The sequence below is a fragment of the Bradyrhizobium sp. RP6 genome, assembly GCF_003837805.1.
Classification (GTDB): Bacteria; Pseudomonadota; Alphaproteobacteria; order Rhizobiales; family Xanthobacteraceae; genus Bradyrhizobium.
The window spans coordinates 160,362-176,916 of record NZ_RQIT01000001.1 but is presented as its reverse complement, the minus strand read 5'-3'; the positions used below and the strand labels follow the sequence as shown (position 1 = coordinate 176,916).

General features: G+C 63.1%; 16 protein-coding genes. All 16 read left to right on the top strand.

Translation table 11 applies throughout. The features are described from left to right. Positions 1 to 3: 3 nt before the first annotated feature. The 16 genes from EHH60_RS00950 to EHH60_RS00875 all read left to right on the top strand — a co-directional run bounded on the left by EHH60_RS00950 (position 4) and on the right by EHH60_RS00875 (position 16,548). A complete protein-coding gene (locus tag EHH60_RS00950) occupies positions 4 to 615 on the top strand; it encodes a hypothetical protein (protein WP_245454364.1) in 612 nt (203 codons plus the stop codon). Continuing rightward, the gene (locus tag EHH60_RS00945; protein ID WP_199751247.1) at positions 612 to 1,649 is read left to right on the top strand and encodes a phosphotransferase; all 1,038 of its coding nucleotides are present in this window, start codon (positions 612 to 614) and stop codon (positions 1,647 to 1,649) included. The genes EHH60_RS00950 and EHH60_RS00945 overlap by 4 nt, the downstream gene beginning before the upstream one ends. Next, positions 1,624 to 2,472 carry a transketolase gene (locus tag EHH60_RS00940; RefSeq protein WP_124157664.1) on the top strand — a complete coding sequence of 283 codons (849 nt, stop codon included), beginning with the start codon at positions 1,624 to 1,626 and terminating at the stop codon, positions 2,470 to 2,472. The genes EHH60_RS00945 and EHH60_RS00940 overlap by 26 nt, the downstream gene beginning before the upstream one ends. A 10-nt stretch (positions 2,473 to 2,482) precedes the next feature. Further along, positions 2,483 to 3,442 (top strand): transketolase family protein, encoded by a 960-nt coding sequence (locus tag EHH60_RS00935; RefSeq protein ID WP_124157663.1) that lies wholly within the window; start codon positions 2,483 to 2,485, stop codon positions 3,440 to 3,442. A gap of 8 nt (positions 3,443 to 3,450) precedes the next feature. Beyond that, entirely contained in the window at positions 3,451 to 4,557 is a 1,107-nt protein-coding gene (locus EHH60_RS00930) for a DegT/DnrJ/EryC1/StrS family aminotransferase (RefSeq protein WP_124157662.1), read from the top strand. Beyond that, positions 4,547 to 5,665 carry a DegT/DnrJ/EryC1/StrS family aminotransferase gene (locus tag EHH60_RS00925; protein ID WP_124157661.1) on the top strand — a complete coding sequence of 373 codons (1,119 nt, stop codon included), beginning with the start codon at positions 4,547 to 4,549 and terminating at the stop codon, positions 5,663 to 5,665. Before EHH60_RS00930 ends, EHH60_RS00925 begins: the two co-directional genes overlap by 11 nt. Further along, positions 5,662 to 6,468, top strand: coding sequence for a sporadic carbohydrate cluster 2OG-Fe(II) oxygenase (locus tag EHH60_RS00920; RefSeq protein WP_124157660.1), 807 nt, complete (start codon positions 5,662 to 5,664; stop codon positions 6,466 to 6,468). The genes EHH60_RS00925 and EHH60_RS00920 overlap by 4 nt, the downstream gene beginning before the upstream one ends. Beyond that, positions 6,461 to 6,853: an LIC12192 family sporadic carbohydrate cluster protein gene (locus EHH60_RS00915; RefSeq protein ID WP_124157659.1), complete on the top strand. Its 393-nt coding sequence runs from the start codon at positions 6,461 to 6,463 to the stop codon at positions 6,851 to 6,853. Before EHH60_RS00920 ends, EHH60_RS00915 begins: the two co-directional genes overlap by 8 nt. A gap of 25 nt (positions 6,854 to 6,878) precedes the next feature. Beyond that, positions 6,879 to 7,544, top strand: coding sequence for a class I SAM-dependent methyltransferase (locus EHH60_RS00910; RefSeq protein ID WP_124157658.1), 666 nt, complete (start codon positions 6,879 to 6,881; stop codon positions 7,542 to 7,544). Further along, positions 7,522 to 8,094, top strand: a complete 573-nt coding sequence (locus tag EHH60_RS00905) for a WbuC family cupin fold metalloprotein (protein ID WP_124157657.1) — start codon at positions 7,522 to 7,524, stop codon at positions 8,092 to 8,094. Before EHH60_RS00910 ends, EHH60_RS00905 begins: the two co-directional genes overlap by 23 nt. A 17-nt stretch (positions 8,095 to 8,111) precedes the next feature. Beyond that, a complete protein-coding gene (locus tag EHH60_RS00900; protein WP_124157656.1) occupies positions 8,112 to 9,863 on the top strand; it encodes a hypothetical protein in 1,752 nt (583 codons plus the stop codon). Between the two features lie 343 nt (positions 9,864 to 10,206). Next, on the top strand, positions 10,207 to 12,135 hold the full coding sequence (locus EHH60_RS00895) for a hypothetical protein (RefSeq protein WP_124157655.1): 1,929 nt from the start codon (positions 10,207 to 10,209) through the stop codon (positions 12,133 to 12,135). 243 nt (positions 12,136 to 12,378) lie between these two features. Next, the gene (locus EHH60_RS00890; protein WP_124157654.1) at positions 12,379 to 13,596 is read left to right on the top strand and encodes a class I SAM-dependent methyltransferase; all 1,218 of its coding nucleotides are present in this window, start codon (positions 12,379 to 12,381) and stop codon (positions 13,594 to 13,596) included. Then, positions 13,589 to 14,794 (top strand): class I SAM-dependent methyltransferase, encoded by a 1,206-nt coding sequence (locus tag EHH60_RS00885; RefSeq protein ID WP_124157653.1) that lies wholly within the window; start codon positions 13,589 to 13,591, stop codon positions 14,792 to 14,794. The genes EHH60_RS00890 and EHH60_RS00885 overlap by 8 nt, the downstream gene beginning before the upstream one ends. Before the next feature lie 3 nt (positions 14,795 to 14,797). Next, positions 14,798 to 15,826, top strand: a complete 1,029-nt coding sequence (locus EHH60_RS00880; RefSeq protein WP_124157652.1) for a Gfo/Idh/MocA family oxidoreductase — start codon at positions 14,798 to 14,800, stop codon at positions 15,824 to 15,826. 215 nt (positions 15,827 to 16,041) lie between these two features. Continuing rightward, on the top strand, positions 16,042 to 16,548 hold the full coding sequence (locus tag EHH60_RS00875; protein ID WP_124157651.1) for a hypothetical protein: 507 nt from the start codon (positions 16,042 to 16,044) through the stop codon (positions 16,546 to 16,548). The last annotated feature ends 7 nt before the right edge of the window (positions 16,549 to 16,555 follow it).

Sequence of the window (16,555 nt, the reverse complement as noted above, 5' to 3'; positions counted from 1 at the left end):
GGCGTGCGGATCGGCATCGACTTCGACAACACGATCATCTGCTACGACAAGGTCTTTGCCGCCGTCGCGCGGCAGCGTGGGCTGGTGCCGGAGGGCTGGGACGGGCTGAAGACCGAGGTGCGGGATTATCTGCGGTCCCGCGCGGACGGCGAGCTTGCCTGGCAAGGACTGCAAGGCTTCGTCTATGGCAAGGGAATTGGCGGCGCCGAGATCTATCCTGGAGTCCGCCAGTTTCTCGCAACGTGTCGCAAGGCCGGCGCGAGCGTCTATATCGTCAGCCACAAGACGCAGTTCGGCCATCAGGATCCCAACCGTGTCGACTTACGCGAAGCCGCGCGCGGCTGGTTGAGGGATGCGGGTCTCATCGACGCCGCCGGTGCGGCGCTGGCCATAGGCAATATCTACTTCGAGGACACGCTGGCGGCCAAGGTCGAGCGGCTTGCGAGCCTGCAGCTCGACATCTTCATTGACGATCTCGTCGATGTCTTCGAGCAGCCGCATTTTCCGAAGACGACGCGATCGATCCTGTTCACGCAGTCGCGGCCTCCCCATCCTGATCATTGCGAGCCGATTGCGACCTGGGCCGATATCCACCGCGGAGTGTTCGCGCAATGAGCGAGCCGGACATCAGCGTTCAGGACGCGGTCTCGATCGGCAGCCGCCTCTCTGGCGCGCGGGTCGCGTCCGCCCAGCCGGCGCGGTCCGGCGGCAACAACCGGGTGTTTCGGCTGGAGATGGCGGACGGACCGCCCCTCGCTCTCAAGCACTATCCGTCCGATGGACGTGATCGCCTGGGACAGGAATACGACGCGCTCTCGTTTCTGTCGCACCACGGCATCATCTCGACGCCGCGGCCGATCGCGAAAGATCCGGCTGCGTTCTGCGCGTTGTATCAATGGTTCGACGGTGATGCGGCGGTCCTGCATCCCCGGGACGATGATGCCGACCAGCTGGCCGATTTCCTGATCGAGTTGCAAAAGCTGCGCAACGCGGGCGGCGCGCGGAATTTGCGGAACGCATCAGCCAGCATCTTTTCGCCCGAGGAAGCCATCGCGCAGTACGAGCAGCGCCTTGACGGACTACGTCGCGCATCGCATGACCATCCGGACCTGCGCGCGTTCATGGACGGCAGCCTGGTTCCCAGCACCGCCATCGCGATCCGGCAGCTCCGTCGACGCTATGCGGAACTGGGCCTGGATCCCGCGGCGGACCTCGCACCAGCCCATCGCGCATTGAGCCCGTCGGATTTCGGGCTGCACAACGCGCTGCGCGCCGACGACGGCAGACTGCGATTTATCGACTTCGAATATTTCGGCTGGGACGATCCGGTCAAGCTCGTGTCCGACACCGCGATCCATCCCGGCAGCGATCTGCCCGAGGCCGGCGCGAACCGATTGATCGGACGGCTTTCGCACGCCTTCGAAGCTGGGGATGACGCGTTTGCGATCCGCCGTGACGTACTGTATCCTGTGTTCGGGGCGATTTGGTGCCTGATTGTCCTGAATGCCTATTTGCCGGAAAGCCGCTCCCGGCGCGCTCTGGCTGCGCAAGGTGGCGATCTGACGGTCCGCCTTGCCGGCCAGCTCGACAAAGCCCGCCGGCTCCATCAAACGATTTGCCAACGTGATCCAGATCTCACCCCACGCTGAAGCCGCTCTCACCTGCCCGCTGGACGAGCGCAGCCTTTATTTGCGCCGCCTGGTCCTCGGTTCTGTCCGCTCGGCCGGACGCGGACATGTCGGTCCGGCCCTGTCGCTGATCGAGATGGTTCGCGTGCTCTATGACGATGTCTTGCGGATCGATCCGAAGAATCCGCGCGATCCCAATCGCGACCGCGCGATCCTCAGCAAGGGACATGGTTGTCTGGCGCTCTATGCGCTCTTGGCCGATCGCGGCTTCTTCCCTCTGTCGGAGCTGGACGGCTTCTGCGGCACCGACAGCATCCTGGGCGGACATCCCGAATACGGCATGGTGCCGGGGGTCGAGGCCTCGACCGGCGCGCTCGGCCATGGCCTGTCGATCGGTGTCGGCCTCGCGCTTGCCGCGCGCATGCGCGAGCGCAGCTACCGGACCTTCGTGCTGCTCGGCGACGGCGAGATCAACGAAGGATCGGTGTGGGAAGCCGCCATGGGCGCGGCCAAGCACGGGCTCGACAACCTGATCGCGCTGATCGACTACAACAAGCTCCAGAGCTACGGGCCGACCGACTACGTCCTGCCGCTGGAGCCGCTTGCGGACAAATGGCGCAGCTTCGGCTTTGCCGTGCAGGAGCTCAACGGCCACGACGTCGGTGCCCTGCGCACCGTCCTGAAGCAGGTCCCGGCCGTTCCGGGCAAACCTACCGCGATCATCTGCCATACCGTCAAGGGCAAGGGTCTGCCGGCTGCGGAATCCAACGCCGATTGGCATCACAAGAACAAGCTGACCGATAGCGAGCTCGACGCCATCCGCGTCGCCGTCGGCGATTTTTGATCGGCTCCCCATGCGCAACACCGCCATGAACATGGTCCACAAGCTCGCCGCGCGCGACGAGCGTGTGCTTTACATCGGCTCCGATCCCGGCGCGGGCACCTTGCGCGCGATGAGCAAGGAGTTTCCCAAGCGCCATCTGATCGAGGGTATCTCGGAAGCGCACATCATCGGCATGTCGGCCGGTCTCGCGATGGAGGGCTTCGTGCCCTACGTCAACACCATCGCGACCTTTCTCACCCGGCGCTGCTACGAACAGGTAGCCGTCGACCTCTGCCTGCACAATCTGCCGGTGCGGCTGATCGCCAATGGCGGCGGACTCGTCTACGCGCCGCTCGGGCCCACTCACCAGGCGATCGAAGACATCGCCATCATGCGGGCGCTGCCGAACATGACGGTGATCTGCCCGTGCGACGCCGACGAGGCGGCGCGCATGATGGAGCAGACGCCCGACTGGAAAGGTCCGATCTACATCCGGCTCGGAAAGGGGGGCGACGCCATCGTCTCCAAGGCCGAGCACGGCTTTGAGATCGGCAAGGCCATCCTGATGCGGCCGCCGGGCGAGGTGCTCATGGTGACCACCGGCATCATGCTCCAGCGCGCCCTCGCTGCGGCCGACCTGCTGGCCGCGCAAGGCATTCGCGCCGGCATCCTGCACATGCACACCGTGAAACCGCTCGACACCGCGGCGCTGCTGCAGGCGGTCCGCGGCACCAGACTCGTGACGACGCTGGAGGAGCACGTGCCCTCCGGCGGTCTCGGCAGCGCGGTCGCAGAGGCGTTGATCGACAAGCTCGGCTCCGGCCTCCCTGCGATGCTGCGTCTGTCGCTGCCGGACCGCTTCATGCACAATTACGGCTCGCAGGACTCGCTGTTGAAGAAGCATGGCCTTTCCGCTGGCGCCATCGCGACCTCGATCGAGCATGCGCTCGCCGCCTCGCACACCTCCTCTCCTCAACTTCATTCCACCTGACGGGTCACATGTACGACGTTCGATATTCATATCTACTCGAGCAATTCGCCGACCCCGCTCCGATCCTGGCCGAGATCGGCCGGCTGGTGGCGACCGGCGACTTCACCCTTGGCAAGCCCGTCGCCGAATTCGAGAAGCGCTTTGCCGAGCTGATCGGCGTGCGTCACGCCATCGGCGTTGGATCGGGCACCGACGCGCTCAAGCTGCCGCTCAAGGCACTCGGCATCGGCCATGGCGACGAGGTCATCACCGCGGCCAACACGTTCATCGCCACGGTCGGCGCGATCGCGGAGACCGGCGCGACGCCCGTGCTGGTCGATTGCGACGATTCCTTCTGCATGAACGTCGACTACGTCGAAGCCGCGATCACCAAGAAAACCAAGGCGATCATGCCGGTCCAGCTGACCGGCGAGGTCACCGACATGGGCAAGCTGATGGCGATCGCCCAGCGCCACAACATCCCCGTGGTCGAGGATGCCTGCCAGGGCATCCTGTCGGAGTTCGCGGGAAAGCGCTCCGGCACCCACGGCATCGCCGCCGGCTTCTCCCTGCATCCGCTCAAGAACCTCAACGTCTGGGGCGATGCCGGCATCGTCGTCACCAATGACGACGGCATGAACGAGAAGCTCCGGCTGATCCGCAACCACGGCATGAAGAACCGCGACGAGATCTCGATCCTCGGCTGCAACTCGCGGCTCGATTCCCTACAGGCCGTGGTCGGCAACTGGCTGATCGGTCAGACCAGCGAAATCACGCGCCGCAGAATCGAAAATGCGGCCTATTACGATGCGGGGCTTGCCGGCCTGCCCGGCCTTCGCATCCCGCCGCGCCGGCCCAACGTGAAGCACGTCTACCATCTCTACATGGTGTTCGCCGAACGACGCGACGAGCTCTACAAATACTGCCTGGACAACGGCATCGAGGCCAAGATCCACTATCCGATCCCGCTGTATCAGCAAGAAGGCCTCAAGCATCTCGGCTACGCGCCCGGCACCTTCCCGGTCACCGACCGCCACGCGAAGGAAGTCATCAGCTTCCCGGTGGACCAGCATCTGACGCGCGCCCAGCAGGACCGCGTCATCGAGACCGTCCGGAAGTTCTGCCATGGACGCTGACACCGCCCGCCGGCGCATCGGTTACGTCAATCTTCCCGCGCAATTCGAGGAAGAGCGCGGCGAGATCATGCAGGCGGTGGAGGGCGTGTTCCAGCGCGGCGATTTCATCGGCGGGGCTGCGGTTGCAAAGCTCGAGGAGGAATTGTCCGCCTATCTAGGCTCGCCGCATGTCGTGACGCTGAATTCCGGCACCGACGCGCTGATCCTCGCCATGCGGGCGCTCAACATCGGCCCCGGCGACGAGGTCATCACCCCGCCGAATTCGTTCGTGGCATCGACCGCCGCGATCATCGCGGTCGGCGCCGCGCCGGTGTTTGCGGACGTGCTGCCGGACCAGAACATCGATCCTGCCGCGGTCGAGGCTGCCGTCACTTCGCGCACCAAGGCAATCATGCCGGTGCATCTGACCGGGCGCATGGCCGACATGACCCCGCTGATGGCGATCGCGAACAAGCACGCGCTCGCCGTGATCGAGGACAGCGCCCAGGCGATCGGCTCGACCTATGACGGCCGGATGAGTGGCACCATCGGCACGTTCGGCTGCTTCTCCGCCCACCCCTTGAAGAATCTCAACGCCGCGGGCGATGCCGGTTTCCTCGTCACCGCCGACGCCGATCTCGCCGCGCGAGTCCGCCGGCTGCGCAATCACGGCCTCATCAACCGCAGCGACGTCCAGGAATGGGGGATCGTGTCCCGGCTCGACACGCTTCAGGCCGAGGTGCTGCGCATTCGGCTGCGCCACCTGCCTTCGGTGATCGAACGCCGGCGGCGCAACGCCGCCCAATATCGCGCCGAGCTCGCCGGCCTGCCCCTGTTCATTCCGCCCTGCCGCAACGTCGAGTTCAACACCTTCCACACCTTCGTCGTGCAGACCGACCGTCGCAACGATTTTCAGAAGTATCTTGCCGACAAGGGCATCGAGACCGCGATCCACTATCCGGTCCCGATCCACCTGCAGCCGGCAGCGGCGCATCTGGGTCATGGCCGCGGGGCGTTCCCGGTGACGGAACGGCAGGCGGACCAGATCCTCACGCTTCCCATCAACCAGTTCCTGTCGGTCGCCGACATCAGCTATATTTGCGCGACCGCCCGGGAGTATTTTGCATGACGGACACGGACTTCCTGCACGCTGACGAGCAGGCGCTGGCGCAGCGCTTCATCGACGATGGCTTCGTCACTACCCCGGCCGACGATCGGACCGGGCTCGACCGGATCCAGCGTCGTGCCGCCGAGCTCGCGGCGGACTATCTGAAGCTGCCGCACAGCAACGATCCCTACGCGATGCTGGACACGATCCACACGCGGGTGACCGTGGATGATCTCAACGGCCTGCGGCTGCACGTCTTCAACGGCCTCAACGCCGAGCCCTGGTTCCGCCCGACCTATTTCCGCCTGGCGCGCTCGACGATCGAGACCATCGTCGGCAACGAACTCTGCATGCAGCGCCGCGTCAATCTCAGCATCCAGCTCCCCGGAGACAGCTCGTCGCTGCTCGCAACTCACTCCGACGTATGGTCGGGCGACTCGCCGTTCGAAGTCGTGGTGTGGGTGCCGCTGGTCGATGTCCGCCGCACCAAATCGATGTATCTGCTGCCGCCGTCCCTCAACGGTGAGATGCAGGACCGCATGGCGGCCTTACGCAGCGCCGAAGAGCTGTACAAGACCATCAAGCCGCACGCGACCTTCATCGAGATCCCCTACGGTCACGTGATGCTGTTCAACCAGACCCTGATGCACGGCAATCGCGTCAACGAGGAAGCCGGAACTCGCTGGAGCATGAACTGCCGCTTCAAGAGCATCATGTCGCCCTACGCGGACAAGCGCTTCGGCGAGTTCTTCGAGCCGATTCTGCTGCGGCCGGCGACGCGGGTCGGCATGCAGTACAAGCTGCCGGGAGGCTTCCATGGCTGAGAGAACCGGCCATCGCGGCTATATCGGCGCCAGGCCGCTGAACGGCAGCCGCACCCCGCAGCACGTCCAGAACATCGTGATCCGCGACTATGCGCGGCGCAAGAACCTGCACTATCTGTTGAGCGCCGCCGAGCACACCATGCCCGGCAGCTACATGGTGCTCGAGGACATCCTGGACGAGCTGCCGCGGCTGCGTGGTCTGATTCTCTACAGCATTTTCATGCTGCCGCCCGACGAGGCACGGCGGCGGCAGATCTATGACCGCGTGCTGCGCGAGGGCTGCGACCTCCACGCAGCAGTCGAGGAGATCACGCTCTCGTCGCAGAAAGACATCCAGGCCGTCGAGGACATTCTGCTCGTCAATAAGTTCGCGACGATCCTTTGACGATGCCGCGGATCGGTTGGCCCCCATGACCGCGATCAACCTGCTCCAGCCGATGCACGCATCGACAAGGCGGAACTACGTCCAGCGCGTGGTCGAGCATGACAAGGCGGAATCCGCCACCGTCGCGCGGCAATGGGGACGCGACTACTGGGATGGCGACCGGCGCTACGGCTATGGCGGCTATCGCTATGACGGTCGGTGGCGGCCGCTGGCCCAGACCCTCATCGATCGCTACGGCATCAAGCCCGGCATGAGCGTTCTCGACGTCGGCTGCGGCAAGGGCTACCTGCTCTACGAGTTCACCCAGCTCGTCCCCGACCTCAGAATAGCCGGCATTGACATCTCCGACTACGGCATCGCCAATGCCAAGGAAGAGGTGCGGCCGCTGTTGACTGTCGGCAGCGCCGTCGAGCTCCCCTATCCCGATCACAGCTTCGATCTCGTGGTGTCGCTCGGCGTGCTGCACAATCTTCCGCTCGAGGACGTGTTCCGCGCCGTGCCCGAGATCGAGCGCGTCGGACGCGGCGCCTCGAAATATCTGATGGTCGAGTCCTTCCGCAACGAGCGCGAGAAGGCCAATCTGCTTTACTGGCAGCTCACCTGCCTGAGCTTCCACGGTCCGGAAACATGGGCCTGGATCTACGACAGATGCGGATACCGGGGCGACCATGGGTTCATTTTCTTCGAATGAAGTAGGCCAGCGCCGGCCGACCTCGTTGCGCGCGCAAAATGCGGAGGTGTTCTATTCGGACGACGCCATCGTCACGGCGGACGACGCCACGATCGCGGAGCTGAAGCGTATCGCCGCCGGCAACCCACGTCTGCGCAGTCGGCTGTGCACGCATCCCGATCCCTCCTCTGGCCTGCACGAGATGCTGATTGTGCATCATCGCGAGGCCTATGTGCGGCCCCACAAGCACTTTGGCAAACCTGAATCGTTTCACCTGATCGAGGGTACTGCGCAGGTCGTGATCTTCGAGGACGACGGCCGAATTCGCGACGTGCTCGAGATGGCACCCTACGGCCAAGGCGCCCTCTGCTATTACCGGATGCCCGAGAAGGTCTTCCATTCGATCCTGATCACCTCGGAGTGGCTGGTGTTTCACGAAACCACCGCCGGCCCGTTCGATCCGTCCCGCACCGCATTTCCCGACTGGGCGCCCGATGGCAGCGACGCTGCCGCGGTCCAGGACTACGTTACAAAGATCAGTGCGCTCGCTGCAGAACATCGAGGCGGCTGAGACAAGGCCTGGGGACGATGGACGAGTCTGCCAATTCCGATAAATTCTGCATGACGGCGACAGAAGCCGCGGCTCTCCGACGGCGACCGGGCATCGGATTTGTCTACGCGGGCCTCGCTCTTGCTGCCATTGCAAGCGCGCCAGCGCTGCTCGCGCGTGAGGTCTTCGGCGACGACTGGACCGTCTATTACATCTATTGGACCGAAGGCTCAGCCGGCGTCGCCCGCGTGCTGTGGGAGTCGGCACACGCCGGCTTCGCGATTCCCATGACGCTGTTCGTCTGGCTCCTGAACGATACTCCCGACGTCGCCGCACGCTTCGCTGGACTCGCTTGCCACCTTGTGAACGGCGTATTGCTCTATTCCGTCCTATCGCGGTCAGCTCTAACAAGAATGATCGCGGCACTTGTTACCGCCCTGTTCTTGCTCAGCCCGTTCTATGCAATTCGCCTGACTCAAAATGCGGTCTATGATTTCTTCCTGCTCTTCTATCTGCTGTCTTATGAGCTGTCCTATTCGAAGGTCCGCGCGCTTCGATGGGCCGCGCCATTTAGTCTGCTTTTCTCGTTGTCGCTCGAGACTCTGATCGCTCTCGAACCGCTCCGCGTCGTGCTTGCGTGGTCTAGCTCCGAACATTGGAGGCAGAAGCTCACGCGTCTTGTGCCGTTCTGGCTGGCTGTTGCAGCCATGATCGTTCTGCGACTGACAATTCTGGGGAAGAGCGGTCACTACGCCGGACAATATAGTTTCGCGAACGATTTCACGATCATAGGCAATGCGCTGTATGCTCATCTCATGGCTTTCCCGCGCGGCCTGAGCTACGCCTACTCTCACGGGTTCGCGCTGCTGGGGCGTCCCGTTTCCGCGGTACTGACATTGGCCGCGATCACCGTGTGTGCTCTGTTCTCTTCGACCGCATTATGGACCCCCTGGGTACTGAACAGCCGCTCGACCAGGAATGCGACATTTGTGCTGCTGATGTTGGGAGCCGCGATCGCCCTCATTGGCGCGCTGCCCTACGCACTTACCGGAATTTATGGCGACGTGACGCGGGGCGAGTCGAGGCTGCTCTTTCCCTCGCAGTTTGGCGTCTTGATCCTGATGGCGACTGTTGTACAGGCAATTCCGGGATTGCGCGTACGCGCTGGGGTCGCGGGGGGCTTGATCGCGATCTGCGCATTCTCGTTGGCTCACGATTCCAAATGGTTGCTCTACGACGGGTTATTCAGTAGCGACATGCTGCGGCAAGTTCGAGCAGCTTTGCTCGCGGATCCCGAGCCCAAGGTGGTGAAGCTCCAGGTCGAGAATTCGCACGTGTTCTCGTTCCGCTCACGATGCCTTGGCGCCAATGATATGAACGTGGCGCAGATGATCTTGCGCGACGAAAATCGCGAGCGGTCGTTCGTCTATACTGATTATTGCGGGGATTTCACCGATCCTCATTTCGTCGTGAACGGCAACTGCCCGGTCTCCTATCTCGAGACCTTTCCTTGTCCGCCCCGCCGCGAGACCTGGCGTTATCGCGCCGCACCGGGACTTCCGCGGCCCGACGACATTGGCTTCGTCGCGTTGCTGACAGCGGTCCTCGGAAACAACCTCTCGGCCACGGAAGGCCGCGGTGAACTGATGCAACTGAAGGACGGAGAGCCCGCGCCTTTGGCGAGAGCCGAGTATCGGCCACCTTGCAACCGGTCCGGCGTCCGTGCGTCGGCCTGGTTGCTGGCTCTCCCCGCTCCCGCATGTGAAAGTGCCGCCTCTGGAGGTCGCTAGACCACGCTTCACCATGATTGAGCCGGCACGCGCGTACCGGACTTTTGGTCCGAAAGAACAGGCATGCCGTCAGCCATGGAGAGTTCCAGCGCCCATCATTCCAGACGCGAACATGCCATGGCGGAAACAACCACGGGCTTCGCGGGATTGTTCAAGGAACGCTGCGGTGGTAGAAGCGCGGCGCAAGGGGAAGTTGCGGCAATTGGGGACTGGACGTGATTTCAGTGAGAGTTAGATTTTCCGCTGTGTTCGACGCAGCCTTCTCCCCGACTTCCATCGTAGCAAGCCTCGAGACCTCCTAGTGCAATACACAAGGGAATACTCGATCGCTGCCAGAGCCGTCGTGGCCGCCCTGCTGGGATGCGCCGTCGCCTACGTGCTGCTGCTGCTGTTGAAAAGTCACCTTCCGTCGTTTCAATCGAATTTCGTCGAAGGCTTCGATATGGCCTTGGCAGATAGGAATTGCGACTTCTGCAAGAAGGCGTTCTACGGCTCGTTCTTCCTGTCCGGGCCGATTGCGGCCGCAGCTGCATTGTATGCGACGCATCGATCATCGGGCTCGCTCACACTGAGCGCCATCACGGCGAGCCTCGTCTACCTCGCACTCCACACCGCCAACGATGCGGGCAGGACCGGGATCGCGATCGCCTTGCTGGCGGCCGCAGCCATCACCGTCAGCCTCAATCGAGGCGCCAACAATTACTTTCCTCCCGCGAAACCATCGACCGACACCCCGTTCAGCGTGGGGGCGGCCGATCTGCTCGTGATCGTATTCCTTACCCTGCTGCTGATCCCCTCCGATCTTGAAGCCGTAACGGCGGCCGTGAGGGACGAAGCGCATAAGGTAAGTTACTTCATCGGCCCGGCGCTCTATGGCTATGCCCCCGGTCTCGTTCCGGGACTGGACTTCCATTCGCATTATGGCCCCGCGCTCGGCTGGTTCTTTCATCTCATCATGGGAGATGGCTGGAAATCGGCGGCGATGCGAGCGGTCGGATTGAACATAGCGATCACGCTCGCGACGTACGTGCAGGCCTACTTTCTTCTGAGCTACTTGATCCGGTCGAAACTTGCCGCGATCGCCATCATCACCGCTCTCGCGGTACTGGCCTTCTCCACAACCGGCCAGTTCTACTCGCCGTCTGCCTACCCGACGCGATTTCCTCTCTTAATCGTCTTTGCACTCGCGATCAGTCTGCATTGCACCGCTCCCGGGCGCCTCATGTGGCTGATCGTATCGGCCATCATGTGCGCCATCTCGCTGCTCTGGCAGACCGAGATCGGACTGTTCTTCCTTGTGACGGGTACCTTCGTTGCCGCGATCGCCGGAGGCTTTCCGAACTATCGGAATGCGCTCGTGTTCGCAGTCACGTCGATCGGTGCCGCAATCCTGATGTGCCTGGTGCTGTTCGGCTCGAGAGCCTTCTCCCTGGAGTTTCTGATCGAATGCTTCCGCCCGCTCGTACTCTACGGGACGGGGTGGGGAAGCACGCCCATCAAATGGGACTTGGGCTGGGGCATCATCTACAATCTGCCACTCCAGATCGTCGGATGCATCACCGTCGGCTGGGCCGCGATCCGGCTGTCACGGCCCTCCGATTCCTGGCATGACCGGTTCGTGACCGGACTTCTGCTGACGCTGTCGATGATCGGCATGGCCCTGATGATCAAATGGGTCAATCGAACGCTGGACGCCGTCTGGCACCAGAACGCGTTGCCGCTGGTGATCGTCTCGGCCTGGTGGATCCGTCAGTTTTCAGCCGGGTGGCAACCGTCGTTCCGGAAAGCCGCCGGCGCCATAGCGGCCGCGGCGACCATTCTTGCGCTGCTGTTCGTGCAGGACAAGAATAATCCACACCTCTACGGGCTGAGATCGTATGCGACTTATCCCAGCCTTCTCAGGTGGCCGTTCGTCTCGAATCCACCAGTCACGTGGCAGGAGGACCTTGACCTGATCACCGAGGCTGATGCGAAGTTCATCCGGGATAAAACCAGGCCAGACGAGAGGGTCCTGGTGATAGCCCTCAGGGATTGGGCCTATCTGGCGCAGGCCCACCGGGCGCCAATGGCCTATTTCATGCCGTTCTTGGTTTCCTTTGACGCGCGGTTCCTGGATCGCTCGATGAACCCGGCGGACCGGCTGTTTTATGATAGCATGGTTGAGCGCAGGCCGGAGTACCACCATGTCCAAGAGGTCATGAGACGGGTCAAGCGAGATTTCGTGGCCGTGGAGACCAGGGGTAATTTGACACTCTATGAGCGGCGGCATTGACCTCGGCCGTGCTCGCGGCCGTTGAGAGCGCACTTAGCTGGCCGTATCCACCTCCGACTGATGGGCGGCGGCACGTCTTGCAAGACCTATCGACGGCTGCTACCTGCTTTGGCCGAGAATGCATCGGCCGGAGGAATGCTCCGCGCAACCGGATATGATGTATCCGGGACCGGCTCGTTGCCGGCCGCGCCGGTTTTCATTGAAGGTCGCCTCGTCAGACCTGCCCAAATGCGAGAATAATCAGTGACCGATCATTGCCGCCTCTGCCATTCGACCAACCTGCGACCGGTGATCGACCTCGGCCTGATGCCGATTGCACATCGGCTTCGGCACAGTCGGAACGAGCAGGAGGAGCGGTATCCGTTCGAGGTGCTGGCGTGCGGCGAGTGCGGCCTGCCTCAGATCGTCAGGCCGATCGATCCCGACATTCTGTATCGACAGTTCAACTACAATTTCAGCAGCTGGAAGCCGGAGCCGCACCAGGTCGACGAACTCGATACCATCGCGAAATTCTCGACGCCCCAGTCCGTGTTCGAGATCGGATGCAACGATGGCCTGTTCATGGACAAGCTGCGCGAGCGCGGCGCGAAGGTCTTGGTGGGCGTGGAGCCGAACCCCGTGTCGGGCAAGATCGCCAGCGAGCGCGGCATCAAGGTCTATTCCGACATGATCAGCCCGGAGCTGTGTCACGACGCCGTTGCCCAGGCTGGCAAGTTCGATCTCGTGGTCTCGCGTCAGGTGCTGGAGCACATCGTCGATTTCGAGAACTTCTTCGACTGCGTGAAGATCGCGCTGCGCGACGATGGGCTGCTATTCATCGACGTGCCTGATTTCGCGCCGGGGTCGACGGCAGGCGATCTTTCCGTCCTCTGGGAGGAGCACGTCAGCTATTTCACCGAACCGACCCTGCTCGCTCTACTGGCGCGCCACGGCTTCGAGGCGGTTTCCGTGAAGAAGTACAATTTCAGCGGCGGCAGCCTCGCGGTCGCAGCCCGTCGAGCCGCGGGCCGCGTGACGCCGCCGCCTGCGCCGTCCGGCGTCGGCGAGAAATTCGGTCAGCGCGCACGGGAATATGGCGCGCGCCTTCGTCCGATTCTCGCCAAGGCCCGGGCCAACGGTGCCGAGATCGCCATCTATGGCGCCGGCTGCCGCGCCTGCACCTTCACCAATGCCCACGAGCTGGCCGATCTCGTCGACCTCTCGGTCGACGACCAGAAAGAGCGCCAGGGCTTGTTCCTGCCCGGCACCGGCATTCCGATCCGCTCGCCGGAGGATCTCGCCGGCAAGTCGGATCCGCTCGTCTGTCTTCTCGCCGTGAACCAGGAGAACGAAGTCAAGGTCAGTAGCCGGCTGCGCGAGAACGTGAAGCGGCCGCTGCACATCGTTTCGATCTTCGCACCCTCCGACATCTGGAGCGAGCTCGATCGTCTCGAGGCGGCGCTAAGGTCGCGGCATGGCTGAGGAAAAGCTCTTCAACTACTACGAACGTCAGGACGTTCTGCCGACGTTCGGAAATTTCAAGTCGTCCGCCGAGCTCGAAGCCTACGCCAGACAGCGGCGCGAACTGTTCTCGGACAAGCTGGTGCTACCGCCGCGGCTGTTCCGCAATGCCGAGGTGCTCGAATTCGGTCCTGATTCCGGCGAGAACGCCCTGGTGTTTGCTGGCTGGGGCGCAAATATGACGCTGGCCGAGCCGAACCGGCATGCACACCCGAAGATCCAGGCCTATTTCGCGCATTTTGGCCTGGCCGAACGTCTCCGCGAGCTCGCACTGGCCGATGTCGAGGGATTCCGCAGTGATCGCGGGTTCGACATCATCGATGCCGAAGGATTCATCTATACGGTGCAGCCGACCGAAAATTGGCTTGGCATCTTCCACCGGCTGCTCAACCCCGACGGTTACGCCGTCGTGTCCTATTACGAGCGCCATGGCGGCTTCTTCGAGCTCGCGCTCAAGGCGATCCACGCCGCCGGCAAGGATCTGACAGACCGTCCCGCGCTGGAGACGGCGAAGCTGCTGTTCGAGCCCAAGTGGAACAGCATTCCGCACACCCGCAGCTTCGAATCCTGGCTGATGGACGTTCTCGAGAATCCCTTCGTCCGGTACCGGTATTTTCTCGATGCGGCAGCCCTCTGCACGGCGGCGCATGAGCAAGGCTTCGACGTCCATTCGGCATGGCCGGCCTATCGCGACAGCCTGGACATCTATTGGCACAAGAAAGTCTTGCCCGGCGACGAGAAGCTGCGGCGCACGGCGCGCCATCTCGACCGCAGTCGCCTGAGCTTCCTTGGCGGACGAAAGCTCTACCTGGTCGGCAAGGCGGATACGGTGGAGGCGATCGCGGCGTCGATCGAGGCGCTGGTTCTCGACGTCGACGCGCTGATCGACGACCCCTTCGGCGCGAGCCTGCCGCGCGTGGTCGCGAACCTTGCTTCGCTGCGCGAGACGATCCGGACGACGGACATTCTCGCCGACGATGTTGCCGACATCGAAGCCATCACGGCAACGCTCGACAGTTTTCATCGCATCTTTGGCGCGATCGGGCGACGGGATGCATCTGCGATCACTGCCCTCACCCAGACAGATCCAGCGTTCATCAACACCTGGGGACAGCCGGCGCATTTCCTCGTTATTCGAAAGCGCTCCAAGGGATCGTAGCCAGTGAAGCCAGGCATTGGCATCATCGGGACGGGCATGGTCGGCCAGATGTGCCACCTCGCCAATTTCGCTGCCAATCCCGCCTGCCGCGTCGTCGCAATCGCCGATCTCCGGCCGGATCTCGCTGCCGCCGCGGCGCAGAAGTTCGGCATCTCGCGGGTCTACGGCACGCACCGGGAGCTGCTTGCGGACAGCGAGGTGTCCGCCGTGGTCGTCGTGACGAAGCGGCGCGCGACCGGGCCGATCGTCCTGGACGCGTTGAACAGCGGCCGCCACGTGCTGTCGGAAAAACCGATGGCCTACACGACGGCTCAGGCCGAGTCGCTGGCCGAAGCGGCGCGGCGACAGGACCTTGTCTATAGCATCGGCTATATGAAACGACACGATGCCGGCGTGGCACGTGCGCTGGCCGAGTTGGCGCGTATTCGCGCGGACCGGTCGCTCGGGCGCATCGTCGCCGCGCGAGGCTGGTGCTTCGGCGGCGACACGGGCCGGGCGCAGGATAATTTCGTGATGACCGGCGAAGCACGACCGGACGGGCTCGAACTCTGGGAGGATGGTCCCGACTGGATGCCGCGCGCGATGCGCCCCGGCTACGACAATTTTCTGAACGTCTTCAGCCATATCATCAATCTGGCGCGCTACCTGCTCGGACCATCGCCGACGCTCGCTGAAAGCTCGATCGAGACCTCCGGAGCCGCGCGCCTGACCCTCGACTTCGACGGCATCGCTTGCACGCTGGATCTCGTGAACGGGTCCGAAGGTGCCTGGCGCGAGGGACTCACGATCGATTTCGAGCGCGGTGCGGTGACCTTGAAATTGCCCCCGCCCTTCGCCGAACAAGCGGCGGAGGTCATTGTCGAGCACGACGGTCAAAGCACGTGGCTGACGGGAGAAGCGAGCTGGGCATTTCGGCGCCAAGCCGACGCCTTCGTCACTGATATCGTCGAGCGAAGAATACCCTTGGCCTCCGGCACGGATTCAGTGACCGACATCTCACTTGCAGAGACGGTCTGGAAGCGCACGGGCTAGTGGCAAAGCATGATCGCGCTTTAGCCGCGGCACCCTTGCTCGCGCTGTCGAGCGGATGGCCGCCGTCATTCAAAGGGAAATCAGGGTCAAGACTCTCGGACGGAGGAGAGGCATCGCGGCATGCGGAGCGCTGGGCTCTCTTGACCGGAAAAATACGACCTCCTATAGACTTTTGCTCTGGCTGGGCCTGAGAGGCGTCCGGGGCGATTGACGCAATGAACATGCTACCGGGCCCGGCGCAGGCAGCCGCGATTGGTCTCAGCATCGTCTTTCCACTGCTGTTGCTGAGTTACGCGCGCATCGCCGCCACCGGCGGATCAGGCCGCCGCTTCCGGCTGGCCTGCGTCAGCGTCGTCGTGCTATTCGCGATCGCCTGTATCGCGCTTCCAGGTCGACGCCACCTCGACGACGTGCTTGGCGGTCTGCTCCTGTTGGCGACGGCAATGATGTTCTGCTACATCCTGTTCAGCCTGCTGGCCTGGGGTTTTACGCTGACGCTGCTCACGGCACTGGTCAAGTCCGGACGTCCCCTCACCTTGGACCAATGGGCTGCGGCCTACATGCAGGGCGGCGATCTCGACACCTTCACGCACAACCGCCTGAAACTCCTGATCAGCTCGGGGCTGGTGGTGACGGCAGACGGCCGACTGGCCCCGACGGCCAAGGGGGTAGCGGTCGCACATCTCGTCAAGCTTGTTCGTCTGTCGACGGGCCTTGGGTGAGCGGCAC

What these genes read in the sequence shown, in the direction of transcription:
- EHH60_RS00920 (WP_124157660.1), top strand. Translation starts at nt 5,662, where the DNA reads ATGACGGACACGGACTTCCTGCACGCTGACGAGCAGGCGCTGGCGCAG.
- EHH60_RS00945 (WP_199751247.1), top strand. Translation starts at nt 612, where the DNA reads ATGAGCGAGCCGGACATCAGCGTTCAGGACGCGGTCTCGATCGGCAGC.
- EHH60_RS00935 (WP_124157663.1), top strand. Translation starts at nt 2,483, where the DNA reads ATGCGCAACACCGCCATGAACATGGTCCACAAGCTCGCCGCGCGCGAC.
- EHH60_RS00930 (WP_124157662.1), top strand. Translation starts at nt 3,451, where the DNA reads ATGTACGACGTTCGATATTCATATCTACTCGAGCAATTCGCCGACCCC.
- EHH60_RS00925 (WP_124157661.1), top strand. Translation starts at nt 4,547, where the DNA reads ATGGACGCTGACACCGCCCGCCGGCGCATCGGTTACGTCAATCTTCCC.
- EHH60_RS00900 (WP_124157656.1), top strand. Translation starts at nt 8,112, where the DNA reads ATGGACGAGTCTGCCAATTCCGATAAATTCTGCATGACGGCGACAGAA.
- EHH60_RS00875 (WP_124157651.1), top strand. Translation starts at nt 16,042, where the DNA reads ATGAACATGCTACCGGGCCCGGCGCAGGCAGCCGCGATTGGTCTCAGC.
- EHH60_RS00885 (WP_124157653.1), top strand. Translation starts at nt 13,589, where the DNA reads ATGGCTGAGGAAAAGCTCTTCAACTACTACGAACGTCAGGACGTTCTG.
- EHH60_RS00905 (WP_124157657.1), top strand. Translation starts at nt 7,522, where the DNA reads ATGGGTTCATTTTCTTCGAATGAAGTAGGCCAGCGCCGGCCGACCTCG.
- EHH60_RS00915 (WP_124157659.1), top strand. Translation starts at nt 6,461, where the DNA reads ATGGCTGAGAGAACCGGCCATCGCGGCTATATCGGCGCCAGGCCGCTG.
- EHH60_RS00910 (WP_124157658.1), top strand. Translation starts at nt 6,879, where the DNA reads ATGACCGCGATCAACCTGCTCCAGCCGATGCACGCATCGACAAGGCGG.